Source organism: Streptomyces sp. NPDC047022 (assembly GCF_040644155.1).
In the GTDB taxonomy this organism is placed as follows: Bacteria; Actinomycetota; Actinomycetes; order Streptomycetales; family Streptomycetaceae; genus Streptomyces.
Map to the genome: position 1 here is coordinate 1 of NZ_JBEYVV010000039.1, position 26,622 is coordinate 26,622.

Here is a 26,622-nt window from a genome sequence, read left to right on the forward strand (position 1 = left end):
GCATACGACACCGACACACCACCCGCAACCACCGCCACCGCCCCCGGCGCCTCCACAACCCGCGCCTCGAACAACTCATGCACCAACAGCTCCGGCAGCTCCACCGCCGTCCGGTTCCACCCCTCCAGCACCAACTCCCGCTCACCCTCGGTCAACACCTCCACCACACCCACCCGCGCCTGCGGATCCCCGGCCATCGCCGACAACACCCGCACCAGCACACCCGCGATCCGGCCCGCCACATCCTCGTCGAACAGATCCGCCGCCACCGTCAGCACGCCCCTGATCCCCGCCGGAACACCCTGCCCGTCGAAGACCTCACCGACGATCACGTCCACATCGAACTTGGCGGTCGCCCGGCCCAGTGACAGCAACTCGGTCTTCAGCTCAGGCATCTCCGGTGCGTGGCTGCCGGGGTCGCCGGTGTTCTGGATCGTCAGGACGATCTGGAACAGCGGGTGGCGGGCCAGTGAGCGGTTCGGCGCCAGCTCCTCCACCAGGCGCTCGAACGGCATCTCCTGGTGCGCCAGCGCGCCCAGCACCGTCCCGCGCACCTGGTCGAGCGTGTCCGCGAAGGTGGGGTCGCCGGACAGGTCGGTGCGGATCACCAGGGTGTTGACGAAGCAGCCGACCAGGTCGTCCAGCGCCTCGTCGGTACGGCCGGCCACCGCCGAACCGATCGGGATGTCCTGACCGGCACCCAGGCGGGACAGCAGCACCGCCACGGCGGCCTGCAGCACCATGAAGAGGGTCACGCCCCGCTCGCGGGCCAGCCCCAGCAGCCGCTGGTGCAGGTCGGCCGGGACCGCCACCGGTACGGTGTGCCCGCGGTGGCTCGCAACGGCCGGACGCGGCCGGTCGGCCGGCAGTGTCAGCTCCTCGGGGGATCCTGCCAACGCATTGCGCCAGTAAGCGATCTGCTGAGCCATCCGGCTGTGTTCGTCCTGCTCGTCGCCGAGCAGTTCCCGCTGCCACAGCGCGTAGTCGGCGTACTGCACGGGCAGTTCGTCCCACTCGGGCGCCCGGCCGGCGCGGCGCGCGGTGTAGGCCGTCGACAGGTCCCGGGCCAGCGGGCCGGTGGACCAGCCGTCACCGGCGATGTGGTGCACCACCACGACCAGCACGTGCTCGTCCGGAGCCACGGCGAACAGCGAGGCGCGCAGCGGGATTTCGGCGGCGAGGTCGAACCCGTGGCACGCCGCCTCGGGCAGTGCGGCAGCCAACTGTTCCGGTGCCACCTCGGTGACGTGCAGCGCGAAGCCGGTCTCCTCGGCGGGCAGGACCAGCTGGTAGGGCTCGCCGTCCACGGCCGGGAAGACTGTGCGCAGCACCTCGTGGCGGGCGATGACGTCCCGCAGTGCGGCTTCCAGCGCGGCGCGGTCCAGTTCGCCCGTCAGGCGCAGCGCGATCGGCATGTTGTAGGTGGGGCTGGGGCCTTCCATCTCGCCGAGGAACCACAGCCGGCGCTGGGCGAAGGCCAGCGGCACCCGCTCGGGGCGCGCTCGCACCGTCAGCGCCGGTCGGTCGTCGCCATCCTGGGCAAGCCGCGCCGCGACCCCCGCCGGCGTCGGCGCCTGGAACAGCACCCGGACCGGCAGATCGGCGCCCAGGACGGCGCGCACCCGGCTCATCAGGCGGGTGGCGAGCAGCGAGTGGCCGCCGAGCAGGAAGAAGTCGTCGTCGACGCCGACGACCGGCAGGCCCAGCACCTCGGCGAAGACGCCACACAGCAGCTCTTCCTGCACGGTCGCCGGGCCCCGGCTCACCAGGGTCGTGGACTCGGGGGCAGGCAGCGCCCTGCGGTCCAGCTTGCCGTTGGCGGTCAGCGGCAGGGCGTCCAGCACCACCAGGGCCGACGGCACCATGTAACCGGGCAGGCTGCGCGCGGCATGCGCACGCAGGTCTGCCAGGTCCAGCTCGCCGTCCAGGTCGGCACGCGGCACCACGTACCCGACCAGGCGATGGTCGTCCGTGCTCTTGCGGCTGACCGTCACCGCGGCGGAGGCCACGTGGTCGTGGCGTTCGAGCACCGCCGTGATCTCGCCGGGCTCGATCCGGAAGCCGCGCACCTTGACCTGGTCGTCGGTACGGCCCAGGCACTCCAGCGTCCCGTCCGCCCGCCATCGCGCCAGGTCGCCGGTCCGGTACATGCGTTCACCGGCCGGCCCGTACGGCGCGGCCACGAACCGCTCCGAGGTCAGTCCGGCACGGCCCAGGTAGCCCCGGGCCAGCTGCTCGCCCGCCAGGTGGAGCTCACCCGCCACGCCTGCCGGTACCGGCCGCAGCCAGGCGTCCAGCACATAGGCCCTCAGGTTCGCGAACGGGCGTCCGATCACCACCGGGCCGCCGTCGACGGGCGCGGAGGTCGCCCACACCGTGGCCTCGGTCGGCCCGTAGAGATTCACCGCCGTCGCGCCGGTGGCGTGCATCCGTCCGGCGAGCTCCTGCGGCAGCGCCTCCCCGCCGACCAGCATCCGCGTCCCGTGCGGCCAGTCACCGGCGTCCAGCAGCACCCGCCACAGCGAGGGCACTGCCTGCACCGCCGTCACACCGTAGGCCCGCACCGCCTCCAGCAGGGCGCGCGGCTCACGCACGGTCTCCGGCCGCGCCAGCACCATGGCCGCGCCGCGCACCAGTGGCAGGAAGAGCTCCAGCGCCGCGATGTCGAAGGACACCGTGGTCGCCGCCAGCAGCCGGTCGCCGTCTTCCAGCGGCACCCGCTCGCCGACCGCCCGCAGGTGGTTGACCAGCGCCCGGTGCGGGACCACCACGCCTTTCGGGCGCCCGGTCGAACCGGAGGTGTGGATGACGTAGGCCGGGTGGTCCGGGAGCAGTCGCGTACGTTCCGCTGCCACCGCGGTGCCGGGCAGCCCGGCGGCCTCCGTCCGGAACGCCTGGCCGTCGAGCTCCAGCACGGGCACGTCCGACACCGGAAGCGCCGGCGCACCCGCCGCCGTCGTCAGCACGCAGACCGGCGCCGCGTCCGCCAGCACGTACCCGATCCGCTCGGCCGGGTACTCCGGGTCCACCGGCAGGTAGGCGCCGCCGGTCTTCAGTACGGCCAGCAGCGCCACCACCAGCTCCACCGAGCGGTCCAGCACGACTGCGACCGAGGACTCCGGTCCCACGCCCCGGCCGATGAGGACCCGGGCCAGCCGGTTCGCCCGCGCGTCCAGCTCGGCGTAGGACATCTCGGCCCCGTCGGACACCACCGCGACCGCGTCCGGGGTCCGCGCCGCCTGCGCCTCGAACAGCTCGGCGACCGTCACGTCGGCCATCGGTGCGGACGTGTCGTTCCAGCCCTCGAGGAGCTGGTGGCGCTCCTCGCCGTCCAGCACCTCCACCGCGCTCAGCCGCAGCCGCGAGTCCTGCGCGAGCTGCTCCAGCACCCGTGCCAGGCGGCTGCCGAGCCGCTCGGCCGACGGCTCGTCGAACAGATCGGCTGCCGCGACCAGAGTGCCGTGCAGCCCCGCCGGGGCGCCCTCGGGGTCGAAGGCCTCCCGGACGGCGAGGTCCAGGTCGAACCGGGCGGCCGACACCTGGGCCGACAGGCCGTCGGCTCGCAGGCCGGGCAGGTCGAGTCGCGCCTCGGCGTTGTTCTGCAGGGTCAGCATCACCTGGAAGAGCGGGTGGCGGGCGAGCGAGCGGACCGGTGCCAGTTCCTCCACCAGCCGCTCGAAAGGCACGTCCTGGTGGGCGAGTGCGCCCAGGCCGGCCAGCCGGACCCGCTCCAGGACCTCCGTGAGGGTCGGGTCACCGGACAGGTCGGTGCGGATCACCAGGGTGTTGACGAAGAAGCCGACCAGGTCGTCCAGCGCCTCGTCGGTACGGCCGGCCACCGCCGTGCCGATCGGGATGTCGGTTCCGGCGCCGACCCGGTTGAGGGTCACCGCGAGGGCGGCCTGCAGCACCATGAACAGGGTCACGCCCCGCTCGCGGGCCAGCGCGACCAGTCGCTGGTGGGTCTGCGCGTCCACATCCAGCTCCACGCCGACACCGCGGTGGGAGGCCACCGCCGGGCGCTGCCGGTCGGCCGGGAGCTCCAGTTCCTCCGGCACGTCCGCCAACCGCTCGTGCCAGTAGGCGACCTGACGGGAGATGAGGCTGTCGGTGTCGCGCTCGTCGCCGAGCAGATCGCGCTGCCACAGCGCGTAGTCCGCGTACTGCACCGGCAGGGGCCGCCAAGCCGGCGCGCGGTCCGCCAGCCGGGCCGTGTAGGCCGCCGACAGGTCCCGGGCCAGCGGGGCCATCGACCAGCCGTCACCGGCGATGTGATGGACCGTCAGCAGCAGCGCGTATGCGGCGCCACACAGCTCGAACAGCCGGGCTCGCAGCGGGAGCCGGGCCGACAGGTCGAAGGCCTCGGCCGACGCCGCGGCCACCGCCGCGTCCAGATCGCCCGGCGCCACGGCCGCGACCGGCAGCTCGAACCCGGCCTGCTCGACCGGCAGGACCCGCTGGTACGGCTCACCGTCCACCGCGGTGAACACGGTGCGCAGCACCTCGTGCCGGCCGATCACATCGCGCAGCGCGGTCTCCAGGGCCGCCCGGTCCAGCTCGCCGGTCAGGCGCAGCACCACCGACGATGTGTAGGTGGCGCTCGGTCCCTCCAGCTCGCCCAGGAACCACAGGCGTTGCTGGGCGAAGGAGAGCGGCAGCCGTTCCGGGCGCGGCATCGTGGTCAGCGCGGTTCGGCCCCGGGCGGCTCCGGCCAGCCAGGCCGCCAGCCCGGCGGGCGAGGGAGCCTCGAAGAAGGCCTCGATGGGCAGTTCGGCGTCCAGGGCGGTGCGGATCCGGCTGATCAGCCGGATCGCCAGCAGGGAGTGCCCGCCCAGTGCGAAGAAGTCGTCGTCGGCGCCCACGCTGTCGAGACCGAGCACCTGGGCGAAGACGCCGCAGAGGATCTCCTCGTGCGCGGTGGCCGGCCGGCGTTCGCCGCCCTCGTCGGCGGCGCTCGCCAAGTCGGGAGCGGGCAGTGCCTTGCGGTCCAGCTTGCCGTTGGCGGTCAGCGGCAGGGCGTCCAGCACCACCACAACCGACGGCACGAGGTGTCCCGGCAGCCGCTCGGCGGCGAACGCCGGCACCGACTCGCTCAGCCGTCCGGGGTCGGCGGCACCGGTCGGTACGACATAGGCGACCAGGCGCGCGTCGCCTGAGGTGTCCTCGCGCACCAGCACGGCGACCTGCGCGAGTTCCGGGTGCGCGGCCAACTCCGCCTGCACCTCGGCCGGCTCCACCCGGTAGCCGCGGACCTTGGCCTGCTCGTCCGCCCGCCCGGCGAAGAGCAGTCGGCCGTCGGCCGTCCAGCGCACCCGGTCGCCGGTGCGGTACATCCGGGTGCCCGGCTCGTACGGGCAGGCCGTGAACCGCTCGGCCGTCAGCCCGGGGCGCCCCACGTACCCGCGGGCCAGCTGGGCACCCGACACGTACAGCTCGCCCTCGGCACCGACCGGAACCGGGGCGAGCCGGTCGTCGAGGACGTAGAAGCGGGTGTTGGCCACCGGCGAACCGAGCGCCACCACACCGTCGGGCAGCAGCCGGGTGGTGGCCACCCCGATGGTGGTCTCGGTCGGGCCGTAGTGGTTGAACACGCCGCACTCGCCGGCGACGTCGAGCAGGCCCTCGACCAGCGCCGGGGACGCCGCCTCACCGCCGAGCACCAGCGAACCGGCCGGCACCAGGCGGGCCAGTCCGGCCGCCGCGCCCAGGGCCGCCAGGTGCGAGGGAACCACCTTCAGGTGGTCGATGCGGTGTTCCGCCAGGTAACCGGCCACCGCCTCCGGGTCGGTGACCGCTCCCTCACCGAGTATGTGCAGTTCGCCGCCGGTGGCCAGGCTCGCGAACACCACGGTGTTGCCCAGGTCCGTCACCGCCGGCTGCAGCAGCGCGTACCGGTGGCCCTGGCCCGCGAACCGGACCCGCTCGGGAACGGCGGAGACGTAGTTCGCCAACCCGCCGTGGGTGACCGCCACGCCCTTCGGCCGGCCCGTCGACCCCGAGGTGTAGATCACATACGCCAACTCGCCGCCGGTCACCGGGATTCCGGGCGACGACGACGGCAGGGCGGCCAGATCGGCGCGCACCGCTGGATCGTCCAGCGCCAGCACCGGCAGGCCGTCGGCCGGCTGGAACGCCCCGCCGGCCGTCACCACCAGCGCGGCCCCGCTGTCGGCCAGCAGGAACTCCAGCCGCTTCGCCGGATGGCCCAGGTCGAGCGGCAGGTACGCCGCCCCGGCCTTCCAGGCCGCCAGGATCCCGGCGACCATCTCGGCACCGCGCGGCAGGCACAGGCCCACCACCGCGCCGCGCCGCGCGCCGCGCGCCGCGAGCAGCCGCGCCAGGCGGTTCGCGGAGGCGTCCAGCTCCGCGAACGTCACCGGCACGCCGTCGGACACCACCGCGACCGCGTCCGGCGTCCGTGCCACCTGCGCGGCGAACAGCTCGGGCACGGTCGCCTGCGGCAGCTGCCGGGCGGTCCTGTTCCACTCCTCGACCACCAGCCGCCGCTCGTCGGCATCGAGCAGTGGGGCCGTGGCGACCGGATCGGTCGGTGCTGCGGAGAGCAGCCAGCCGAGCACGGTGTCGAAGGACCGGGCGATGGCGCGGCCCGCCTCGTCGTCGTAGAGCGCGCTGTTGACGTCCATCGCGACGTCCAGCGTGCCTTCGCCGACCCGGTCGTAGACGGCCAGCCGCATGTTCTCGATCGGGCCGTTGGAGAGGTTGTGCGCGACCGTCGTGCAGTCCCCGAACCGCGCCGGGTACTCGAACGACATGATGTTCACGACCAGGTCGAACAGGGAACCGCTGTCGGGGAGCCGACGGTCCTGGAGCATGTCGGACTGCCGGTAGCGTTGGTGGTTCAGTGCCCGGCGGACCACCCGGGAGGCCTGCCGGAGCAGCTCCTCGACCGAGGTGTCGGGCTCGATCCGCAGCCGGATCGGCAGCACGTTGGCCGCCATGCCGGGGATCCGCCGTTCGCGCTCGGTGGCGCGGCCGAGGACGGACAGGCCGAACACCACGTCCCGGCGGCCGGTGGTGCGGTGCAGGTAGATCGCCGAGGAGGCCATCATCAGTCCGGCGACCGTGGTGCGGAGTGACCAGGCGGAGTCCCGCACGGTGGCCGCGAAGTCGGCGCCGGTGTCGGCCAGGTAGCGGCGGACCAGTGCCGGCAGGTGGCGCGACGGCAGTTCGGCCGTGCCGTCCACCTCGGGCAGACCGGTCAGGGCGTCCAGCCAGAACTGACGGTCCGTCTGGAAATCCGCCGACGCGCGGTAGGCGGCGTCGGTGTCCATCAGCACCGAGACGGACTCCAGGGTGCCGTCCGCCGCCAGGCGGCCGGCCACCAGTTCGGTGTAGATCTGGGCGACCCGGGAGGGGATGATCGATGCGCCCCAGGCGTCGACCACCAGGTGGTGGGCTCGCAAGTACCAGAAGTGCCGGTCGGCCGCAACCTTGATCACCGCGGACCCGAAGGTCGTCGCCTCCGCCAGGTCGACCGGGCGCCTGAGGTCCGCCGCCATCCAGGCCTCGGCCTCGGCGTACGGGTCCGCCGCGGCCGACAGGTCCAGCAGCCGCACCTGCGGCCCGACCGACCGGTCGAAGAACTGCCGCGGCGCTTCGGTGCTGCCCGTGAACCGCAGCAGGAAGGCGTCGGACTCGTCCGCGGTCCGCCGCACGGCGGTGACGAACAGGTCCACGTCCAGCTCGCCGCGGATGTCGAGGTACTCGCTGACGTTGTAGAGCGAACTGTCGGGGGAAAGCTGCTGGGCGTACCAGATACCGCGCTGTGCCGTCATCAACTCGTGGAGCTCGCGCTCGGTTCCAGACACGGCCCAGTACCCCAATCATTTCGACCAGCAGTTTCCGCGGCAATTGACCGTGTGCCGCCCGGTGCGGCATACCGTCGTCTCGCTCAGCCCACGTCAGCCAACGCCATGGCCTGAATTGGAAGTCGTCAAGCCGGCTCCGAAGCGCGTTCACGGAACCGGAACACGACGCGGGCGACCCACCGAGCAGCCGGTCGCCCGAAAAGCGCTTCCCCTGCGGACAAGTTCGCAATCCAGCGGCCCGGCAGCCCACGGTGAGCCACTATGACCCACGGGCGCTCGCGTGATCAATGCACGGCAGTTGCCCTAGTCAGCGGCGGTGCCGGGCCCCGCGTACGGGCCCGACCGGATCCGTTCAAGTGCGCTTCTGCGGCAGTTGAACGTCAATGCCACCGGTGCGGTTCCGGTTTCGCGGCAGTCGGCGTCTTCCGGATGCTGCCACTCACTAACCGACATCCTGGTGTTCGCACAAGCTACCTGCGGCTGAACATGAACAGTATCTGTGTCCACCGTCGGGTGCTAGCGTGACGCCGCGCCAGCCAGCTGACTGCGACTTGGGTATTGCTTCGCGGCGTGGTTGCACCGGAGAGCATCCAGCGAATGCGCGAGCCTTTCGGCGTCCCGATCGGCGTTTCTCCCTTATCCATCAGGAGCACATATGTCTTCCCTGACCCCGTCGCACCTCACCGGCGATCTCAAGGCCGAGATCAAGGAGCTGGTATGCGACATCCTGGAAGTCGACGACGACGAGGTCACCGAGGTCAGCCTCTTCATCGAGGAACACGACATGGACTCGCTGCGCGCGATCGAGATCGTGGCCGCTATCGAGAAGAAGCTGAACATCACCATCGAGCAGTCGGCCATGGCCGAGATGCCCAATCTCGAAGGTGTGTACGCGGTGGTGGAGCGGACCATCCGGAACTGAGCCGCCGAAGAACCGGCAACTCGACGTCGTCGTGGGAGGGGAAGACCGGATGGACACAACGCAGCGCGGCTCGGAGGATTTCCCCCGCCGGGTGGTGGTCACCGGGCTCGGGGTGGTGACCAGCATCGGCATCGGCATCGAGACGTTCACCTCGGGCCTGCGCGAGGGCCGCTCCGGGGTCCGTCCGATCACCGCCTTCGACACCGCCGCGTTCGCGCACCGCAATGCGTGTGAGGTGGTCGACTTCGATCCGGCCCGGTGGATCACGCGGGTGCCCGTCGAGGAGTTGGGGCGGGCCGGCCAGTTCTCCGTCGCGGCGGCCCGGATGGCCGTCGAGGACGCCGGACTGACGGATGATCAGCTCCAGCAGTACCGGGCCATGGTCACGGTCGGTACCACCGACGGCGAGTCCCGCGACCTGGACGGCCTGGCCGCCCTGAATGTGTCGGACGGACCGGCGTCGTATCCGCAGTCCGTGGCCCGGCGCTACCCCGCGAGCCGGCTGTCCACCAGCATCGTCCGGGAACTGGCCCTGGAGGACGTGGAGGCCGTGACCATCCCCACCGCGTGCGCGGCCGGCAACTATGCGATCGGATACGGCTTCGACGCGCTGCGCAGCGGTGATGTGGACATCGCGCTGTGCGGCGGCGCCGACGCGGTCTGCCGTAAGACCTTCCTCGCCTTCTACCGGCTCGGGACGATCGCCCCGGAGGCCTGCCAGCCCTTCGACGTCAACCGGCAGGGGCTGCTGACCGGCGAGGGGGCCGCCGTCCTGGTGCTGGAGAGCCTGGAGTCCGCGCTGGCCCGCGGCGCCAGGATCTACGCCGAGGTGCTCGGCTACGGGCTCGCCTGCGACGCCCACCACCCGGTCGCCCCGGATCGCGACAGCATCGCCCGCACCATCGACGCGGCGCACCGCGACGCCGGGGTGACACCGGAACAGATCGACTTCATCTCGGCCCACGGCACCGGCACCAAGGCCAACGACATCACCGAGGTGGCGGCGATCCGCCAGGTCTTCGGCGACCGGGAACTGCCGCCCACCGTCTCGTTCAAGTCGATGCTCGGCCACAGCATGGGCGCGGCCAGCGCGATCGCGGCGGCCGCCTGTGCGGTCGCCCTCACCGACGGCTTCATGCCGCCCACCATCAACCACGAAGAGATGGACCCGGAGTGCGCCGTGGACTGCGTGCCGAACCAGGCACGGCCGGCGGACCTGGAGATCGTGCAGAACAACGCGCTCGCCTTCGGCGGCAACAACGCGGTGCTCATCCTGGGCAAGTACCGGAGCGCGGCAGCCTGAGCCGGAGCTCCACCGTCCGGGGAGCCCGAGAACAAGAGGAGTACCCACCGCAATGGCAACTGGGGCGGTTGATCCAAGGCGCCGGGAAGCGCTCGTCATATCCGGCTGGGCGGCGACCTCGCCGTACGGCCTCGGGGCGGCAGCCTTCGAGACCGGCGTGAGCGCGGAACGGGCGGCGGTCCGGGAGCTGCCCGACCGGCTGCGCGGCGACGGCCCGCACGAGCAGGGCGGCTGGATCCCGGACTTCGACATCAAGGCCGTGCTCGGCCGCAAGGGCACCCGGTCGCTGGACCGGGTGACCGCGCTGGCGGTGTCGACCACTGGCATGCTGCTTCAGGCCGCGGGGCCCGGGCTGGTCCACGACCGTCCGGAGGCGATCGGCCTGGTGCTCGGCAGCGGCCACGGCAGCGTCAAGAGCATCATGGACTTCACCCATGAGTCGCTGACCGCCGCACAGCCGCACCATGTCGACCCCGCGGTCATCCCCAACCTCGTGATGAACCGGGCCGCCGGCCTCAGCGCGATCTGGCACACCATCAAGGGCCCGAACGTCACGGTCTCCGGCGGCTCGCTCACCGGTCTGCTGGCCCTCGGGTACGCCACCCGGCTGGTCCGGCAGGGCAGGGCCGAAGCCGTGCTGGCCGGCGCTGCCGAGGAGTACTCGGCACAGCGGTCCTGGCTGGAGCACCACAGCCGGGCCGACGGCACCCGCCAGGCGAACGGGCCGCTCGGCGAGGGCGCCGTCATGATGCTGGTGGAGCCCGCGCACCGGGCCGCCGAGCACGGCCGTCCCGTCCTCGCCGAGGTGCTCGCCTCCCGCTTCATCGCCTTCGCCGAGCCGGCGGAAGCGCACCGCGCCCTGACCCGGGCGGTGTCCGAGGCCCTCAAGGAGGCCGACGCCGCCGCGGACCAGGTCGACCTGGTCGTCCCGTCCGACTGCGGCGGCCCGCTCGGCGAGCAGGAGGACGCCGCGCTGCGTACCGCGGGGTTCGACGGCGAGCACCCGGCACGGGTGGTCCGGCTGCGCGCCCTGATCGGCGACACCTCGGCGGCCGCCAGCGCCTTCCAGCTGGCCGCGGTCCTGAGCCACCGCAACCGCGCCGGCCTGGCCCTGATCACCTCGATCGATCCCGACGGCAACTCGGGTTGCACCCTGCTGCGTCTGCCGAGCACTCCCGCTGCACCGCGCACCGCCGCCGACGCCACCGAAGCCTCGAGGAGAGAAGATGCCGGCACCGTCTGAACCCGCCAGAAGAGTCGCCCTCGTCACGGGCGGATCACGCGGCATCGGCCGCGCGATCGCCCTGCGGCTCGCCCGCGACGGGTACGACATCGGACTGTGCTACCGCTCGGACGATCAGGCCGCCGAACTGGCCGTCAAGGAGATCCGCGAGCTCGGCGGCCGGGCCCTGGCCCAGCGGGTGGACGTGACCGACCGGGCGCAGGTGAAGGGCTTCCTGGCCGCGGCCGAGGACCGGCTCGGCCCGGTGGACGCGGCAGTGACCTCCGCCGGCATCACCAGGGACAAGCCGCTGGTGCTGATGGCCGACGAGGACTGGGACGCCGTGCTGCGCACCAACCTCGACGGCACGTACAACCTGGTCCACGCGGCCGTCTTCGCGATGATGAAACGGCGCTCCGGCACCGTGGTCACCCTCTCCTCGGTCTCCGGGGTCCGGGGCAACGCGATGCAGACCAACTACTCGGCGTCCAAGGCCGGGATCATCGGCTTCACCCAGGCGCTGGCCAAGGAGACCGGGCGCTACGGGATCCGGGTGAACGCGGTGGCCCCCGGCTTCATCGCCACCGACATGACCGCGGGCCTGTCGAAGAAGGTGAGCGACGACATGCTGACCCGGATCGCCCTGGGGCGGTTCGGGCAGGCGGAGGACGTCGCCCATCTGGTCGCCTTCCTGGTCTCGGACCAGGCCTCCTACATCACTGGGCAGGTGTTCCAGGTCGACGGCGGCCTGGCCTTGTGACCGGGCCCCGCGGGGATCGGGAGCCGGCGCGCGGGAGGGGATCCCGGCATGACCGAGGAGGGGCAGCAGCATGCAACAGGACGACTGGGACGCCGTGGTCGTCGGCTCCGGGATCGGCGGGCTGGTCTGCGCGGGGTATCTGGCGGTCAGCGGCTTCCGGGTGCTGGTCCTGGAGCAGCACGACGTCGCGGGCGGCAACACGCACGTCTTCCGACGCCGACGGGCCTACGAGTTCGACGTGGGCGTCCACTACCTCGGCGACTGCGGCCCGGACGGCGTCCTGCCCGCGATCTTCGGCGGCCTCGGCCTGCACGAGCGGATCCGCTACCGGGAGATGGACCGCGACGGCTTCGACCGGATCGTGCTGCCGGACGTCCGCGTCGACGTGCCGACCGGCTGGGCCCGGTACCGCGAGCGGCTCCTGGCGGCGCTGCCGCAGGACGCGGCGGGCATCGACACCTTCACCGAGATCTGCGGCGGTGCCGGCGCGGAGCTGCGCGCCGCACTGCTCGCCGCGGAGGACTGGTCGCTGGCCGAACTGACTGCCCGGACCCCGCACCTGACCCGCTGGGGCCGACGCACCCTCGGTGAGCTCTTCGACCACTGCGGCCTGTCGCCGCGGGCCCGTACGGTACTGGCGGCCCAGTCACCCGACTACGGCCTCGGACCGGCGGTCGCGACGGTCCCCCACCACGTCGCCGTCATCGACCACTACCTGCGCGGCGCCTACTACCCGGCCGGCGGCGGACAACAGCTCGCCGCCGCCCTGGTGGAGGTCCTGGAGGCGCACGGCGGGGAGCTGCGCACCCGGACCAGGGTCGAGCGCATCCTGGTGGCGGACGGCCGCGCGACCGGCGTCGGACTGGTCGGCGGCCATCAGGTCCGGGCACCGCTGGTGATCTCCAACGCCGACTACCGCCGGACCGTCCTGGAGCTGGTCGGCGCGGATCACTTCCCGCGGCGGCTGGCGGCCAAGGTCCGCGCGTCGACCATGGCGTATCCGTTCGCGACCCTCTATATCGGCCTCGACACGGAGCTGCCGGACCGGCCCAACGCCAACGTCTGGTGGTACCGGGACGCGGACATCGAGGATGCCTACGAGCGGCTGGGCCGCGGCGAGTTCGCGCCGGTCCGGTCCCTGTTCATCTCGTTCGCCTCGCTGAAGGACCCCGGCGCCACCTGCCCGCCCGGGCACAGCAACCTCCAGGTGATGACGCTCTGCCCAGCCGACAGCCGGTGGTGGGGCGTGGAACGGGGGCCCGCCGACGGCAGCCGGTACCGGCGTGTCGCCTCCTACCAGGAGCGCAAGCGGCAGGTCACCGAGGCGATGCTGCAGGCCGCCGAGGCAGCCCTGGGGCCGTTCCGCGACCACCTCACCCACCTGGAACTGGCCACTCCGCTCACCCAGGAGCGCTACACGCTCTCCACCGGTGGGACGCCCTACGGACTGGCCACCTGGGGCGACGCCGGCGGCCGGCCCAGCACCCGGACCCCCGTCAAGGGCCTGCACCTGGTCGGGGCCAGCACCCGGTACGGCAGCGGCGTCGCCGGAGTGGCGGTCAGCGGCATCAACTGCGCGGGCCAGATCCTCGGGCAACGGCTGCTGTCCCAGGTCCACTCCGGCCGGGTGCTCGTCGACCCGTCGCGACTGCCGGAGCGCCCCGAGGACTGGGACCCGCTCGCCGTCTCCCGCGGACTGGCCCGGCGGACCGCCCGCGGCCTGGCACGCATCGGCTGACGGTCCCTCACTCTCGATCGCGGCCGCCGCTCGTCCCACGGGCTTAAGTCTGTGGGACGAACCGGCGGCCGCGGACTCGTCGGCAGACCGATGACGTACGGCCCCGGTCTTCGGCAGTGTGGATCGGGTAGAGGACCGGGCGCTCCGCCCGCCTGGGAGCGCCAACGGCAGTCACCGGGCGAGCACGCCGCTCCCACCGGACCGCCTCACCGTGATAAGGAAACCCGGATGGCCACGATGACCAGCCCCACCAGTCCGGCGTCCGTCGTCGGACGCCGCGCCCAGTTCCGTGACCTGTTCGCTTCCGAGTGGATCAAACTGTTCGCGCAGCGGTCGACCTATGTGCTGCTGGCGCTGGCCGTGGTGATCGGCGTCTGCGGCTCGTGGCTGAGCAGCGGTGGCGTGCATCTGATCAGTGCCTCGGCGCGGGCCGGCTACGACCGGGTCAGCGGCTCCTTCAGCGAGGGCACCTTCGCCTTCCTCACGGTGGGCGCCGGGGCGATGGGCGCGATCACCATGGTCAGCGAGTACTCCAGCGGGCTGGTGAGGACCACCTTCATCGCCGTACCGGACCGCAGGCGGATCGTGGTCGCCAAGGCGGCCGTCATCACCGCCGTCACCGCCGCCGCCGGCCTGGTCGCCGCGGCCGCCTCGTTCATCACTGCGCAGTCGGTCCTGGGCCCCAAGCACCTCGGCGTCTCGTTCGGCGACCCCCACGTGCTGCAGGCCTTCCTGGCCTCCGCGGCGCTGATTCCGGTGAGCGCGGTCATCGGAATGTGCATCGGGGCACTGATCCGGATCCCCGTGGCCACCTTCTTCGTGGTCTTCCTGGCCCAGAGCCTGCTGGCGGACGCCATCCCGAACAACAGCAGCAGCAAGCTGCTCTCCACGGTGAGCAACGCGATGCCGCGCAACGCGTGGTATGGCCTGGTCAGCCAGCACACCTCGTACGACAACTCCGGCCCGTTCCCGCCCGGGGCACTGCAGTGCTGGGTCGCGCTGCTGGTCTGGCCGCTGCTCGCGCTGCTGCTCACCATGGTCGTGGTACGCCGTCGCGACGTCTGACGGGCGTACGGCAACGCTGCGGGGCCCGCCCACTCGGTACTCGAGGGCGGGCCCCGCGGCGTTCGGCGGATGCCGGCATCCGCCCCGGGCTCAGGCCTTGCAGTGGAGCAGCAGCAACGGACCCAGCGAGCCGGCCTGCGGACCGAGCTCGGCGCGCGGCACGGGCGCGCAGTGGTCCTTGGCCCAGCCGACGACCGCCGCCCCCGCCGGACCGACCGGGTCCCCCTGGAGCAGCACCATGTAGGTGACCTGCCCGCTGGCGACCAGGTCCCGGAACTGTGCCACCGTGGGGCTCGGCACGTTACCGGTCCAGCCGCCCATGGGGAGCGCGGATTTGCCGGTGGTCATGATGACCTTGGCGGCGATGTCCGGGTTGGGGGTCGCGGCGAGGTAGCGGGCACCGCCGTTGTGCGCCTCGATGTAGTCGGTGATGATCTGCTGGGCGGGCGCCACGCGCAGCTCGCTGCCGACCGGCGGCGGTACCGTCCGCCCCTCGATCGGCCCGACGTTACCGAAGAGCGAGTCCTCGTCGGACGGGTTCGTCACCGAGGCCGTCCAGGCGACGGGGGCGACCAGCATCGCGACCAGTGCCATCAGCAGGCCGGTCCGGGCGACCCGGGGACCGCCAGCCCGCCCCGTCCCGGCGGCCGCGAGCAACAGCAGGGACACCGCGCCACTCCCGACCACCAGTGGAGCCAGCCAGGGCAGGAAGTGCGGGTACTCCCGGGCGAGGTAGGCGGACCAGCCCACGGTGCCGGCAACGGCCGTCGGCAGCGCCCAGGCCTTGCCGCCGCCGTCCGGCGCCCGGAAGGCCCGCCAGAGCAGGACCGCGCCCGCACCGCTCAGTGCGGCCAGCGGCGCGGCTATCACGCCCAGGTAGTAGCTGTGCGGGCCGATGTCGCCGCCGCTGAGGGGGACGAAGAAGACGACCAGCCAGCCGCCCCACAGCAGGTATCCCGAACGCAGCCGGTCGGTGCGCGGCGCGCGGCGCCGCCACGCCAGTCCGCAGAAGAGCCCGATCACGGCCAGCGGGTAGAGCCAGCCCGTCTGCGGGGCGAACTGTGACCCGAAGAGCTTGCCCCAACCACCGTCCGCCCGCGGCTCACCGGCCGTACCGGCCTCCTGCGAAACGGAACTGCCCTGACGCGGCCGCTGCGGACCCGAGCCGACCTGACCGGAATCGGCCCCACCCGGCCGCTGCGGGCCCCCGTCGGCCTGGCCGAGGTGGGGCTGGCCGGACTTCTGCGGCACACCGCCCGGCTGCTGCGCAGCCGTACCCGCACTCGCATGCGCACTGCCCGGCCCGCTGTCCGGTCGCTGGGCACCGCCCAGGCTCGGGACCGTCCGTCTCTCCTGGGACGCGAGGCCGCCCGAGGTGAAGCGGTCGAGGAAGTTGTAGCGGAACACCATGCTCACGGCCGAGTTATCGGTGCTCCCGTCGATGTACGGCCGGTCCCTCCCCGGCATCGCGGTCACCAGCAGCACCCAGGACGCCGACACCGCCACCGCCACCAGTCCGGCCAGGAGCACGCGCACGAGCCGATGTCGCAGTTCGGGCGCCGCCGCCACCAGATAGGCCAGGCCGATCGCCGGGAAGACTGCCCAGGCCTCCAGCATCTTGGCCTGGAAGGCCAGCCCGACCCATCCGCCGGCCGCCAGTAGCGAGCGCAACCGCCCGTTCAGCACCGCCCGTTGCGTCGCGTCGGCCGCCAGCAGCAGGAGCAGCGTGAAGGCCGGGTCCTCGGCTGTCGTGCGGAACAAGCCTGCCAGCACCGGCGTGGCGGTGAAGGCCACCGCCGCGAGCAGACCGGCGTGCACCCCCGCCCACCGCCGGACCGCCCGGTAGAGCACCAGGACCGACAGCACACCTTCCAGGGCCTGCGGCAGCGTCAGTGCCCAGATGTGAAAGCCGAACAGCCGCACCGACAGCGCCTGCGGCCAGAGGAAGCCGGGCACCTTGTCGAGCGTGATGGTGCTCTGCGGGTCGTACGAGCCGAAGAAGAAGGCCTTCCAGCTCTCCGACATGCTCCGAACGGTCTCGGCGAAGTATGGGTGGAAGTGTCCTCGGCCGATCCCCCAGAAGTACAGTACCCCCGCCACTGCCGCGATCAGCAGGAGCAGCGGTCTCGCATACCTCGGTTCCTCCTCCGGTGACCTCCATGGCAGTCGTAAGCCGCCGGCCGGCGGCTCGGGTTCGGCTGATGTCGCGGGCAGTTCATGTGTCGTCATGCCTCTACCTCAATCAGTCGTCGCCACGGCCGGAAAGCCGACCGTGGCCTTCCATGGCAGGTTCCCGACAGTGATCGAGGCGCGCCACTATGCAGGACGCGATGAGTTAACAGTCCGCAACGATCACCTCACCGGCCGTTCAACTGCGCCGCCGCACCAGTTGAACGTCGGTCCGGCCCGGCGTCCCTCGGCGTACGTCCAGAGCCCGGTGGACCGCGCTGCCGCTGAGGACGCCGACCGTCCCGGCGCAGGCCTTCGAGTGGTGGGCAACGTAGATCGCGGTCGTCTGGCCCGGCGGTTACTGTAGACCTGCAGGTACTGAGTGGCGGTCGGGTGACACTGCGTCGTGGGGCAGTTGTCGGCGTCTGTGATTCTCAGCAGCGCGTTGCCGGTTGCCCCGGCGCCAGCGTCACCAGCGCAGGGTGCCCAAGCACGCCAGGCGATCAAGGAATGCGACCGGCGGCTCGCCCGCTACCAGGCAGCCCTCTACGCCGGAGCCCACCCCGCCGTCGTCACCCTGTGGATCAATGAGGCCCAGCGGGACAAGGGCGCGGCGCAGCAGAAGCTCGACGCGCACCCCGCCGTCACACGAAAGAAGCAATCCCCGCTCAACGCGCAACAGATCCGGCAGATCACTGAGAGCCTTGGGGACATTGCACAGCGCATCCAGACCGCCGCCGCCGAGAAGAAAGGTCCGCTCTACGAGGCCCTGGGCATCACCATCAGCTACGAACACGTAACGAGGACCGCCACCGTAAGGTCGAGGCCCTCGTCGCCGTATCGTCAATTGTTGTGGGACGTTCACGAGATCCTTTGACCAGCCGCAACAGGGCTAATTGATGTTGAGGTTCCCGCGAGTCCCAAGATCATCCCTCGAGCATATGCACACGCAATTGTTTTGATGGGATGCGCTTGTGTCCCTGAGGTGGCTCGTCCGCGCAGTTTCCATGCAGGCACTCTCCGCGTCTCACAGCTCGCACAGGCAGCCCGGGCTGGAGAGTCCCATGCGCGATTGCACTTTGGACGAAGCTAGGCCGGCCGCAAAGGCCGGCATCAGGGTGTCTGTTCGACCTGCGAGGCAGTGTTGACCTCCGGCACCGAGAACATCGGCGCCACTCGACTGCCGCTCTCCGCCGACGAACTGGCCGACCTCAACGAACTCGCCGGCCGGATCGGCGTGCAGGGCGACCGCTACAACGAGCACCACATGTCCCTGGTCGACAAATAAGAGAGACAGTAAGGCTTTCGGGCGGGCGACACCGACGCCGGTGGCGTCCGATCCGCACCGCGCGTCCCGACCCTGGGTCCATGGGCAACAGCGCAGACGCTGGACGCTCCGGCACACCCGATCGGCGATCCCACCGACCGCGCATGCAGGGCTTACCGTTGAACGCCTCTCTCACGCTCCTATCACCAACTGCGTTGACTCCCGTGGACGAGGTGGCCCTGACCTGGCATTACGCACCCGTCATGGACTGGCCGGACCCTTGTGGACGGCTCTTACAACCTGTGCCATGTGGTACCGCGGCCCGCTCGCTAGCACCACGTACCACTCATCAAGATCCGGACCAGGTGCGGACCGACTCAGCCTGGCAGTCGATGTTCCCGCTCTTTGTCGCAGGTCAGGAGCAAGGTCAGGCGTGTACCACCAGCAGACCAAGAACCTGCCGGCGTTGAGCACGCGTGATCAGGGACACCGCTTCCAGCACGTCGCCGTGATGTCGTGAGACGTGTGTGAGTGGGCCGATGAAGGACGACAATCCTGCCGTGCAACTTCTCTATAGGGGATGTGCCCGCACACATGAGTCCTCTGCTCCGTGCACCGAACAAAGGACGTCCGCCCCCCTCCTTGCCCAAGCAGTACTCGCTTCGGGGCAACTCTCAGACGATCCATGTGGCCATCCCTGATGAGCCACCCGACGTAACCGAAGCCGTCGCCGTTGCCCTCCTGTACCTCCTTCGCACCCTCGTCGCCGATCCGAGCCGACCGCCTCCCGACATTGGCGAGGATCAACCCCCGAGGCGTCGGCGGCCGCTGGCTCTTCTCACGCTTTCGAGGTACCACAGATCGCCATATGACACCCGCACCGCGCTCCACATCACGCGCCGCACTGGGAGTTCATCTCACGTGATCCGTTTCGCCTTCGCCGGACGCTGCTCCACCGAGGACCTCCAAGATCCCGAAGCCTCCAGAAACTGGCAGCTCACCCGCGCCCAAGCCCTGATCGAACCCGCCGGCGGCCAGATCGTCACCGAATACTTCGACATCGGCCACAGTCGCTCCCTGCCCTGGCAACGCCGCCCACGCGCCAACGAACTCCTCCAAGCGCTCCGCAACCCCAACCGCGGCTTCGACGCCGTCGTGATCGGAGAACCGCAGCGCACCTTCTACGGCAACCAGTTCGGCAACACCTTCCCCGTCTTCGTCCACTTCCGCATCCCCCTGTGGGTCCCGGAAGTCGGCGGCCCCATCGACCCCGACAACGAAGCCCACGACCTGGTCATGTCCGTCTTCGGCGGCATGAGCAAAGGAGAACGCAACCGCATCAAGATCCGGGTGCGGACCGCCATGAGCTCCCAGGCCAAGCTCCAGGGCCGCTACCTCGGCGGACGACCGCCCTACGGCTACCGGATCGCCGACGCCGGACCCCGCCCCAACCCCGCCAAAGCCGCTGCCGGACAACACATCCACAAACTCCAGCCCGACCCCACCGCCTCACCCATCGTGCAACGCATCTTCACCATGTACATCGACGGCATGAGCGACAAAGCCATCGCCGCCCAGCTCACCCGCGAGCGCATCCCCTGCCCCTCCGCACACGACGCCACACGCAATCCACACCGCAAGAAGTCCGCATGGCAACAGGGCGCCGTGCGCGCCATCCTCCTCAACCCCCGCTACACCGGCTACGAGGTCTGGAACAAACAACGCAAGGAAGAACGCCTCCTCGACATCGATGACGTCACCCTCGGCCACACCACCCGCATGACCCACAACCCCACCAAGGAGTGGATCCACTCCAACGACCCCGCCCACGAAGCGATCATCAGCCCCGAACTCTTCGACACCGCCCAAACCCTCCGCAAACAACGCGCCCGCAACCAGGGCCGACAGGAACGAGCCGGAAAGCAAGGTGGGCGCCCCTACGCCCTGCGCGGACGCATCCGATGCAGCCTGTGCGGGCGCAAGATGCAGCCCGCCACCATCCGCAACCGCGTCTACTACCGCTGCGAATTCAAGGACCAGGAACAAGACCTCTACCCAGACATCACCCACCCGCGCACCGTCTACCTACGCGAAGACGTCGTGTGCCAGGCCCTGGATCAGTGGATCGCCCGCGCCTTCACCCCCGACCGACTCACCGCCACCCTCGAAGCCCTCACCCACGCCAGCGCCGCAGCAAGCACCGCGGAAACCCACACGCCCGAACAGACTCAAGCCCGCCAGGCGATCAAAGACTGCGAACGACGACTCACCCGCTACCAAGCAGCCCTCGACGCCGGAGCCGACCCCGCCGTCGTCACTCAATGGATCAACGACGCACAGAGAGACAAGGAGATGGCGCACAGGAAACTCGACGCACTCCCCACCGCCACCCGAAAGGAGGAATCGCCACTCGGCGCGCAACAGATCCGAGAGATGACTGAGAGTCTTGGAGATATTGCGCAGCGCATCCACGCGGCCGCCGTCGACGAGAAAGGCCCACTCTACGAGGCCCTAGGCATCACTATCAGCTACGAAAACGCAACGAGGACCGCGATCGTAAGATCGAGGCCCTCGTCACCGTATCGTCAGTGGTTGTGGGTCGTTCACGAGTTTTGCTGACCAGCGACGATGCCGCCAGTTCAGTGTGCACTTCCCGGCGACACCAAGATCGCTTCCCGGACAGTTGCGGATTCACACAAATGCGATGGATGCACGCCGGGCAGACGTGACTCGCCACCCAAGGCGCCGGCGAGGACACGATGCTGCGCTGGGCACTCTTTCTCAGACGGGTCGAGCCCCGTCGCTCAAGGGGAGGGCCAAGCGGAAAGCGCGTCGCCGAGCTGGCAATGACTCCTGCGACGGGCCGATGGAAGCCGGGCAGACGGAGCACGTGCTCGTCGACCCGCACGGCTGGACGGCGCCGGAGCCGGCCGAGACGGACTACAGCGGGATCGACATCGCCGCGTGGGCCCTGCCGGTGGGCCCCAAGACAGGACGAAGCCCCGTTGACCGGGGCAGGACGGGCAGCAAGCACCACCTGATTACGGACGCCACCGGTATCCCGCTCGCTGCCACCCTGACCGGAGGCAACCGCAACGACGTCACCCAACTGATCCCGCTCCTCCAAGCCGTGCCGCCCGTGCGCGGCAAACGCGGCCGACCCCGACGCCGCCCGGGCGTGGTGGTGGCTGACCGCGGCTATGACCACGACAAGTACCGCCGGCTGGTCTGGGACCTCGGTGTGAAGCCGCTGATCGCCCGGCGCGGCACCGAGCACGGCTCCGGTCTGGGCACCCAACGCTGGGTCGTAGAGCGCGCGTTCGCCCATCTGCATTGGTTCCGGCGCCTGCGGATCCGCTGGGAGATACGCGACGACATCCATCAAGCCTTCCTTACCCTTGGATGCGCGCTCGTCTGTTGGCGGCGCCTGAAGTCCCGGCGACGGGTGCCTACGGTGCCACCTCAGGAGTTGAGGAGATCTCCTGGATGACATTCCAAAAGTCATCGGAGCCCGGCGCGAGGGTGTGCTCGAACAGAGCGAGACGGACTGCCCGTGCGTGAGCCGGGCGGGCGGTGGCGAGGGCGGTCTGACCTTCGTCCGTTGCGGTGATGAGCACGCGCCTGCCGTGTCCGTCTTCGCGCCGCAGGAGTCCGCGTTCGGCCATCCGGGAGAGCTGACGCGACAGGCGGGCGCGTTTCCAGCCCAGCATGGCGCCGAGGTCCTGCTGGGGCATGCGGCCATCGCCGTTCTCGATCACGCGCGAGAGGACGGCAAAGTCGGCTGCGGACAGCCCGGCCGCACTGTGGATCTCTCGTGCGACCGTGGCGAGTACCGCCTCATTCGCTCGCTTCCAGGCGGTCCACCGCGCCATCTCGGCGTCGTTGAGGGGCTGCGTCATGGAGCCATCCTACCCTTGAGTTGCCATGTAAACATAAAGGGTCCATGATGGTTTACATGGCAACTCAAGAGAAGCGTGCAGTGCTCATCACTGGCGGCGGCTCCGGCATCGGGCTCGGCCTGGCCGAACGGCATCTCACCGCCGGACACCGCGTCATGATCACCGGCCGCAGCTCCGACCGGCTCAACGCGGTGGCCGACCGCTTGCCCGGCATCGAGACCCTCACCAACGACATCGCCACCCCTGAAGGACGGCAGCACCTGGCCGATCGCGTCCGGCAGACCATGCCGGAGCTGGACGTGCTGATCAACAACGCTGGCATCCAGCGACGGGTGGGCATTGCCTCGGACCGATCTCCCTGGGCCGAAGCGCAGAACGAGATCGACATCCTGTTCGCCGCGCCGGTCCACCTCGGGCAGTTGCTCGTCCCGCACATGCTGGCCCACGGCCGTCCCAGCGTGCTGGTCAACGTCACGTCCGGCGGGGCCTTCTTCCCGCAACCGTTCGCCCCGCTCTACAGCGCGGCCAAAGCCGCGCTGCACAGCTACACCGTGAACCTTCGCCACGCCCTGAAAGCCACCCCGGTCCGTGTGGTGGAACTCATGCCCCCGGCGGTGGCCACCAAGCTCGCCGGCCCTGGCCAGGTACACGGTGCTGACCTGGACGAATTTTGCGACACCGTCTTCCCCCTACTGGGCGGCTCTGACACGGAAGTCGGCTTCGGTCCGACTGCTACACCCGACTTCACCGAGCAGCGCGCCACCGAACAGCGCACCTTTGAGACCATGTCCGACCGCTTCGGCGTGCCGGTTTACCGGCCCGACGGTCGCGTAGAGGACTGACACTCCACCCCACAGTCCGCGACCGACTTCCCGCGGCTTCGGCTGCGCCACTCACACACCCGGAACCTCTGCCCTCCAACTCCCTCGTACACCATTTCGTTAGGCGAGCGGGGCGGCAACGGCACGCTGCGACCGCCGACAGGTCACCTACCCCCAGGGCCAGATCAGCCAGGGCTGGCACGGCCCCTACCCGACGTCCTCGCCCACCGCCGCCCCGCTGATCGTGGCCCGGTTCACCAAGAGCCAGTGCCGCCCCTACCCGGTCCGCACCGGGTGCACCACCACCGCCGAAAGCGCCCGGACCGTGGGGTTTCCCCCACGAGAACTCCGCGACCGGCAACTCCGCGTCCGCGCCGAGCAGCAGACCCCCGACTGGAAGACCCGCTACGCCGTCCGCTCCGGAGTCGAGGGCACCATCAACGAGTTCGCCCACGGACACGGCATGCGCTACTGCCGCTATCGAGGACAGCCGAAAACCCATCTGCAGCATGTACTCACGGCCATCGCCGTGAACATCGAACGCCTCAGCAGCCTGCCACCGACTGAGAAACCCCCCTCACCACGGCCACCGACCGCCTTCCAGACCTCCCTGGACCAGCACGGCATCCCCGATCGAAGTCCTGGCGAACGCTGGGCAGTTGACCTCGACTGCTCTAAGATCGCCGACAGAGTCAAGCTAGTCCGATGGTCAGCCCGGCGAAGAACACCCATCCCTTGGTCGTGGTCGTCATCAGCATCGTGATCGGAGGGCCACGGTCAGCACACCGAGGATCAGCGCCGCCGGATACCAGTCCGGGCTGGTGCCGAGCACGCCGATGCCCAACGTCAGCAGGGGGACGAGCGCGGCGGTGCGGGCGAGCCGCCGCACCACATGCAGGGGCCAGGCCACGTTCTTCCGGGACCCGGGCGCCATCAGCGGCCCTCGAACCGGCGCAGCCCGACCCGCCGGGACAGCCAGACCAGCAGCTCGAAGAGCACCAGTACCACCGGCAGGGCCCACGCGGCGATGTCGATCCCGCTGTAGTCCGTCTCGGCCGGCTCCGGCGCCGTCCAGCCGTGCGGGTCGACGAGCACGTCCTCCGTCTGTCCGACTTCCATCGGCCCGTCGCAGGAGTCGTTGCCCAGCTCGGCGTGCTTGAGCGGCTTGCCGTCCACCCGCCCCAGAAGGCAGGTGTACTCCGGCCCGTGCTTGCCCTGGTACGTCTTCACCGAGGTGACCCGCACCTGCACCCGCTGCCCTTGGTGCGCCATCACCTCCGCCTGCAGCACCGGCCCCGGCCCGGACAGCGCGGCGATCCCCACGATGACCCCGCCGACGATCAACCACCCGTTCGACGCTGCGATGGTCATCAGCGAGAGAGTCCCGATCAGCGCGAAGGTCCCGAGCACCAGCCCGAGCCCGCTCCAGTCCGGATTGGCGGCCAGCAACGACAGCCCGACGACCACCGGCGGACCGAAAAACGCCATCGTGGTGAGGCGGCGGACCTGCCGGGACGAGGTGGCGGTGGCTATTCGAGGCACGGCGTCAGTGTGACGAACGGAGTCGTCAGGCTGAAGAGCGGGGTCCGTTACTACAGTCGCGCTCTCGATGAGCACCTGTGATCCGAGCGATGTGGCATGCCTGGTGCACCGGGCACCGGTCCTGGCATGAGGAGATGTTCTTGCCCGGCGTGCGTGCGATGGCCTACTTCTGCTCCTGCGGTGAGCAGTTCTGGCCGGTCCCTCCCCTCGTACCGTGGAGTCCCTGAATGCAGGGGAAGTTGAGGTTCATGGGGTCCAAGTAACGGACGTAAGAACCTGAGTTCCGTGAGTGTGCAGTACGCATTGTGATCGAGACGGGCAGGCCGATCCCGGAGGTCGCTGAGGAGCTCGGTGTCCACCCCGGGACGCTGCACAGCTGGGTGTCGCGGTGGCGGCGCAACGGCTCTGCCTCCTCCGACCGGCCCGCGCACGCTGCCTCGGACGGCCGGCTGCGGGACACCGAGCGCGCCGAGCTGGAGCGGCTGCGGCGGGAGATGAGCGAGAAGAACAAGCGGATACGGGAGCTGGAGATGGAACGTGATGTCTTCAAACGCTGCATGGCCTTGTGGGTGAAGTAGCTGGGCGGACCCGGCCCAGGTGGCCGGGGTGATCAGCGACTGCAAGGCCGAGCAGGGCATTCCGCACACCCTGACGGGCCGTGCGCTGGGTGTAAGCGAGTCCTGGTTCTACAAGTGGCGCAACCAGCCCGTCACCGCTCGCGAGGTGCGGCGCGGGAAGCTGGCCGACGCGATTCGGCAGATCTTCGATGAGTCGGGTGGCACGTATGGTTCCCCGAAGGTCTGGATCACGCTCGTGCGCCAGGGCTGGAGGGTGTCGGTGAACACCGGCGCCAAGCTCATGGCCGAGCTCGGCCTGGCCGGACGCAGGATCCGAAGGCGCCGGGGTCTGACCGGGCCGGGTAAGCGGCCCGCATTTGCGGACTTCGTGCGCCGCGCCTTCAGCGCCACCCTCCTGACCAGGTGTGGGCTGGGGATATGACGGAGATCGTCACCAGCGAGGAGCTGTACCTGGCCACCGTGATCGATCTGTTCTCGCGCCGCCTGCTCGGCTACGCGATGGGCGAGCGCCACGACGCGGAGCTGGTCGTCGCCTCCCTGCATATGGCCGCGGCCACCCGCGGCGGCGACGTCAGGGGAGTGATCTTCGACTCGGACCGCGGCAGCGAATACCAGTCTGACCATGCGGCGGCAGTGGTGCAGCCTGGAATTCTGCGACAATCAGGATCAAGGCAGAAGCGGACAGTGCTTGCGGAAAGCCGTCCCTACTGTGTTGCCTTCTCTCCGGTCGGCCCCGCTGCAAACCACTTGCCATTGATCCCCTGACCGTTCAGGTCACCCGGCTTGCTGTCGCCCGAGAAGCGGTAGAGGGGCCAGCCTCCAACTGTGATCTGGACCTGTCCGTCCTGGCGGCGGATGGCGCCGACCTCCTTCGGATTCACACCCGCCAGGTAGACGTTGCCGCCCTCCTGGATGGTCACGGGGGGCCACTTCGTAGCGCATGCGCCATTGCAGGCCGACTGCGACGGGTCGGCAGTGTCGTCGTCGAAGCGGTACAGCGACGCCTGATTGATGTTGATGAGGTGCGGGGCGGACAGCGGCGCCGAGGTCACCGCGGACAACTGCACCCACTTGGGCGGCGCTTCCTGCACCACTGCACCGACTACGGTCCCGCCGTTGCCACTGAGGCCGGCGTCCCTCGCAGTGGAGTCGACCACCTGCAGCGCCGAGTTGCCTGTGCCCTGACCGGGTGTCGTGGTCGAGTGAGATGGCGAGGCGGCCGACGATACAGGGGACGACGCGGCCGGGTCCGGGGTGTCACCGATAGATACCGACTTGCCGCAAGCCGACAGGCTCGCCGCACCGCACAGGGCGAGAACGGATGCGACAAGGGCGCGGCGTGAGGCGCCCCCGGGGAACAGCGAGCGGGTGAAGAGCGAGGTCATGCCTGATACACGAGACACGCGTCGGTAAGAGTTCAATGCCGCGCGGGGGCGGTCGAACAGACCGGGGCGGTGAACGTTCTGGCCCTGCAACCTCGTGTTCTATGCAGATATGAATCCTTACC

20 protein-coding genes and 1 pseudogene are annotated in these 26,622 nt (G+C 70.2%); 15 read left to right on the forward strand and 6 right to left on the reverse strand.

Annotated elements, in window-relative coordinates; translation table 11 throughout:
- On the reverse strand, window positions 1–7,829 hold a 7,829-nt coding region (locus tag ABZ845_RS28090), incomplete at its 3' end, for an amino acid adenylation domain-containing protein (protein ID WP_360984894.1).
- A 655-nt stretch (window positions 7,830–8,484) separates the two neighbouring features.
- Between ABZ845_RS28090 and ABZ845_RS28095 the strand changes: the two genes are divergently transcribed.
- The 6 genes from ABZ845_RS28095 (at window position 8,485) to ABZ845_RS28120 (ending at window position 14,839) form a co-directional block, all read left to right on the forward strand.
- Complete coding sequence (locus tag ABZ845_RS28095) at window positions 8,485–8,751, forward strand: acyl carrier protein (protein WP_360984896.1); 267 nt, start codon at window positions 8,485–8,487, stop codon at window positions 8,749–8,751.
- 49 nt (window positions 8,752–8,800) lie between these two features.
- Window positions 8,801–10,054 carry a beta-ketoacyl-[acyl-carrier-protein] synthase family protein gene (locus ABZ845_RS28100; protein WP_360984899.1) on the forward strand — a complete coding sequence of 418 codons (1,254 nt, stop codon included), beginning with the start codon at window positions 8,801–8,803 and terminating at the stop codon, window positions 10,052–10,054.
- Window positions 10,055–10,106: 52 nt separating this feature from the next.
- Window positions 10,107–11,297, forward strand: a complete 1,191-nt coding sequence (locus ABZ845_RS28105) for a beta-ketoacyl synthase N-terminal-like domain-containing protein (RefSeq protein ID WP_360984902.1) — start codon at window positions 10,107–10,109, stop codon at window positions 11,295–11,297.
- The gene (fabG, locus tag ABZ845_RS28110; RefSeq protein WP_360984905.1) at window positions 11,281–12,036 is read left to right on the forward strand and encodes a 3-oxoacyl-[acyl-carrier-protein] reductase; all 756 of its coding nucleotides are present in this window, start codon (window positions 11,281–11,283) and stop codon (window positions 12,034–12,036) included. The genes ABZ845_RS28105 and fabG overlap by 17 nt, the downstream gene beginning before the upstream one ends.
- A gap of 70 nt (window positions 12,037–12,106) precedes the next feature.
- Window positions 12,107–13,774, forward strand: a complete 1,668-nt coding sequence (locus ABZ845_RS28115; protein WP_360984908.1) for an NAD(P)/FAD-dependent oxidoreductase — start codon at window positions 12,107–12,109, stop codon at window positions 13,772–13,774.
- Window positions 13,775–14,002: 228 nt separating this feature from the next.
- On the forward strand, window positions 14,003–14,839 hold the full coding sequence (locus ABZ845_RS28120) for a hypothetical protein (protein ID WP_360984911.1): 837 nt from the start codon (window positions 14,003–14,005) through the stop codon (window positions 14,837–14,839).
- Window positions 14,840–14,929: 90 nt separating this feature from the next.
- Here the strand turns inward: ABZ845_RS28120 and ABZ845_RS28125 are convergent, their stop codons facing one another.
- Window positions 14,930–16,864, reverse strand: coding sequence for a glycosyltransferase family 39 protein (locus tag ABZ845_RS28125; RefSeq protein WP_360984914.1), 1,935 nt, complete (start codon window positions 16,862–16,864; stop codon window positions 14,930–14,932).
- Window positions 16,865–17,414: 550 nt separating this feature from the next.
- Between ABZ845_RS28125 and ABZ845_RS28130 the strand changes: the two genes are divergently transcribed.
- The 4 genes from ABZ845_RS28130 to ABZ845_RS28145 all read left to right on the forward strand — a co-directional run bounded on the left by ABZ845_RS28130 (window position 17,415) and on the right by ABZ845_RS28145 (window position 21,765).
- Window positions 17,415–17,885 (forward strand): hypothetical protein, encoded by a 471-nt coding sequence (locus ABZ845_RS28130; protein WP_360984917.1) that lies wholly within the window; start codon window positions 17,415–17,417, stop codon window positions 17,883–17,885.
- Between the two features lie 267 nt (window positions 17,886–18,152).
- Window positions 18,153–18,296: a hypothetical protein gene (locus tag ABZ845_RS28135; RefSeq protein ID WP_360984920.1), complete on the forward strand. Its 144-nt coding sequence runs from the start codon at window positions 18,153–18,155 to the stop codon at window positions 18,294–18,296.
- Window positions 18,297–19,196: 900 nt separating this feature from the next.
- The gene (locus tag ABZ845_RS28140) at window positions 19,197–20,894 is read left to right on the forward strand and encodes a recombinase family protein (RefSeq protein WP_360984923.1); all 1,698 of its coding nucleotides are present in this window, start codon (window positions 19,197–19,199) and stop codon (window positions 20,892–20,894) included.
- 247 nt (window positions 20,895–21,141) lie between these two features.
- Entirely contained in the window at window positions 21,142–21,765 is a 624-nt protein-coding gene (locus ABZ845_RS28145) for an IS5 family transposase (RefSeq protein ID WP_360984926.1), read from the forward strand.
- Here the strand turns inward: ABZ845_RS28145 and ABZ845_RS28150 are convergent.
- A complete protein-coding gene (locus ABZ845_RS28150; protein WP_360984929.1) occupies window positions 21,725–22,174 on the reverse strand; it encodes a MarR family transcriptional regulator in 450 nt (149 codons plus the stop codon). The genes ABZ845_RS28145 and ABZ845_RS28150 overlap by 41 nt on opposite strands.
- A gap of 44 nt (window positions 22,175–22,218) precedes the next feature.
- Between ABZ845_RS28150 and ABZ845_RS28155 the strand changes: the two genes are divergently transcribed.
- Window positions 22,219–23,016 (forward strand): SDR family NAD(P)-dependent oxidoreductase, encoded by a 798-nt coding sequence (locus ABZ845_RS28155; RefSeq protein WP_360984932.1) that lies wholly within the window; start codon window positions 22,219–22,221, stop codon window positions 23,014–23,016.
- Window positions 23,017–23,239: 223 nt separating this feature from the next.
- The gene (locus ABZ845_RS28160; RefSeq protein ID WP_360984935.1) at window positions 23,240–23,758 is read left to right on the forward strand and encodes a transposase; all 519 of its coding nucleotides are present in this window, start codon (window positions 23,240–23,242) and stop codon (window positions 23,756–23,758) included.
- Here ABZ845_RS28160 and ABZ845_RS28165 read toward each other — a convergent pair.
- On the reverse strand, window positions 23,747–23,929 hold the full coding sequence (locus tag ABZ845_RS28165; RefSeq protein ID WP_360984938.1) for a hypothetical protein: 183 nt from the start codon (window positions 23,927–23,929) through the stop codon (window positions 23,747–23,749). The genes ABZ845_RS28160 and ABZ845_RS28165 overlap by 12 nt on opposite strands.
- Window positions 23,929–24,537: a hypothetical protein gene (locus tag ABZ845_RS28170; protein WP_360984941.1), complete on the reverse strand. Its 609-nt coding sequence runs from the start codon at window positions 24,535–24,537 to the stop codon at window positions 23,929–23,931. The genes ABZ845_RS28165 and ABZ845_RS28170 overlap by 1 nt, the downstream gene beginning before the upstream one ends.
- 287 nt (window positions 24,538–24,824) lie before the next feature.
- Here ABZ845_RS28170 and ABZ845_RS28175 point away from each other — a divergent pair.
- The 3 genes and pseudogenes from ABZ845_RS28175 to ABZ845_RS28185 all read left to right on the forward strand — a co-directional run.
- Window positions 24,825–25,115 (forward strand): annotated as a pseudogene (locus ABZ845_RS28175) (transposase); the annotation flags it as partial.
- A gap of 28 nt (window positions 25,116–25,143) precedes the next feature.
- Complete coding sequence (locus ABZ845_RS28180) at window positions 25,144–25,536, forward strand: IS3 family transposase (RefSeq protein WP_360984944.1); 393 nt, start codon at window positions 25,144–25,146, stop codon at window positions 25,534–25,536.
- Entirely contained in the window at window positions 25,533–25,880 is a 348-nt protein-coding gene (locus ABZ845_RS28185) for a DDE-type integrase/transposase/recombinase (protein WP_360984947.1), read from the forward strand. Before ABZ845_RS28180 ends, ABZ845_RS28185 begins: the two co-directional genes overlap by 4 nt.
- Here the strand turns inward: ABZ845_RS28185 and ABZ845_RS28190 are convergent.
- Window positions 25,820–26,590 carry a hypothetical protein gene (locus ABZ845_RS28190; RefSeq protein WP_360984950.1) on the reverse strand — a complete coding sequence of 257 codons (771 nt, stop codon included), beginning with the start codon at window positions 26,588–26,590 and terminating at the stop codon, window positions 25,820–25,822. The two genes, ABZ845_RS28185 and ABZ845_RS28190, sit on opposite strands and share 61 nt — an antisense overlap.
- Window positions 26,591–26,622: the final 32 nt, after the last annotated feature.

Bases quoted from the DNA above. Each gene is read 5' to 3' on its own strand.
- ABZ845_RS28095 (WP_360984896.1), top strand. From the start codon at position 8,485: ATGTCTTCCCTGACCCCGTCGCACCTCACCGGCGATCTCAAGGCCGAG.
- ABZ845_RS28100 (WP_360984899.1), top strand. From the start codon at position 8,801: ATGGACACAACGCAGCGCGGCTCGGAGGATTTCCCCCGCCGGGTGGTG.
- ABZ845_RS28105 (WP_360984902.1), top strand. From the start codon at position 10,107: ATGGCAACTGGGGCGGTTGATCCAAGGCGCCGGGAAGCGCTCGTCATA.
- fabG (WP_360984905.1), top strand. From the start codon at position 11,281: ATGCCGGCACCGTCTGAACCCGCCAGAAGAGTCGCCCTCGTCACGGGC.
- ABZ845_RS28115 (WP_360984908.1), top strand. From the start codon at position 12,107: ATGCAACAGGACGACTGGGACGCCGTGGTCGTCGGCTCCGGGATCGGC.
- ABZ845_RS28120 (WP_360984911.1), top strand. From the start codon at position 14,003: ATGGCCACGATGACCAGCCCCACCAGTCCGGCGTCCGTCGTCGGACGC.
- ABZ845_RS28125 (WP_360984914.1), bottom strand. From the start codon at position 16,864: ATGTCGGAGAGCTGGAAGGCCTTCTTCTTCGGCTCGTACGACCCGCAG.
- ABZ845_RS28145 (WP_360984926.1), top strand. From the start codon at position 21,142: ATGGAAGCCGGGCAGACGGAGCACGTGCTCGTCGACCCGCACGGCTGG.
- ABZ845_RS28150 (WP_360984929.1), bottom strand. From the start codon at position 22,174: ATGACGCAGCCCCTCAACGACGCCGAGATGGCGCGGTGGACCGCCTGG.
- ABZ845_RS28155 (WP_360984932.1), top strand. From the start codon at position 22,219: ATGATGGTTTACATGGCAACTCAAGAGAAGCGTGCAGTGCTCATCACT.
- ABZ845_RS28165 (WP_360984938.1), bottom strand. From the start codon at position 23,929: ATGGCGCCCGGGTCCCGGAAGAACGTGGCCTGGCCCCTGCATGTGGTG.
- ABZ845_RS28185 (WP_360984947.1), top strand. From the start codon at position 25,533: ATGACGGAGATCGTCACCAGCGAGGAGCTGTACCTGGCCACCGTGATC.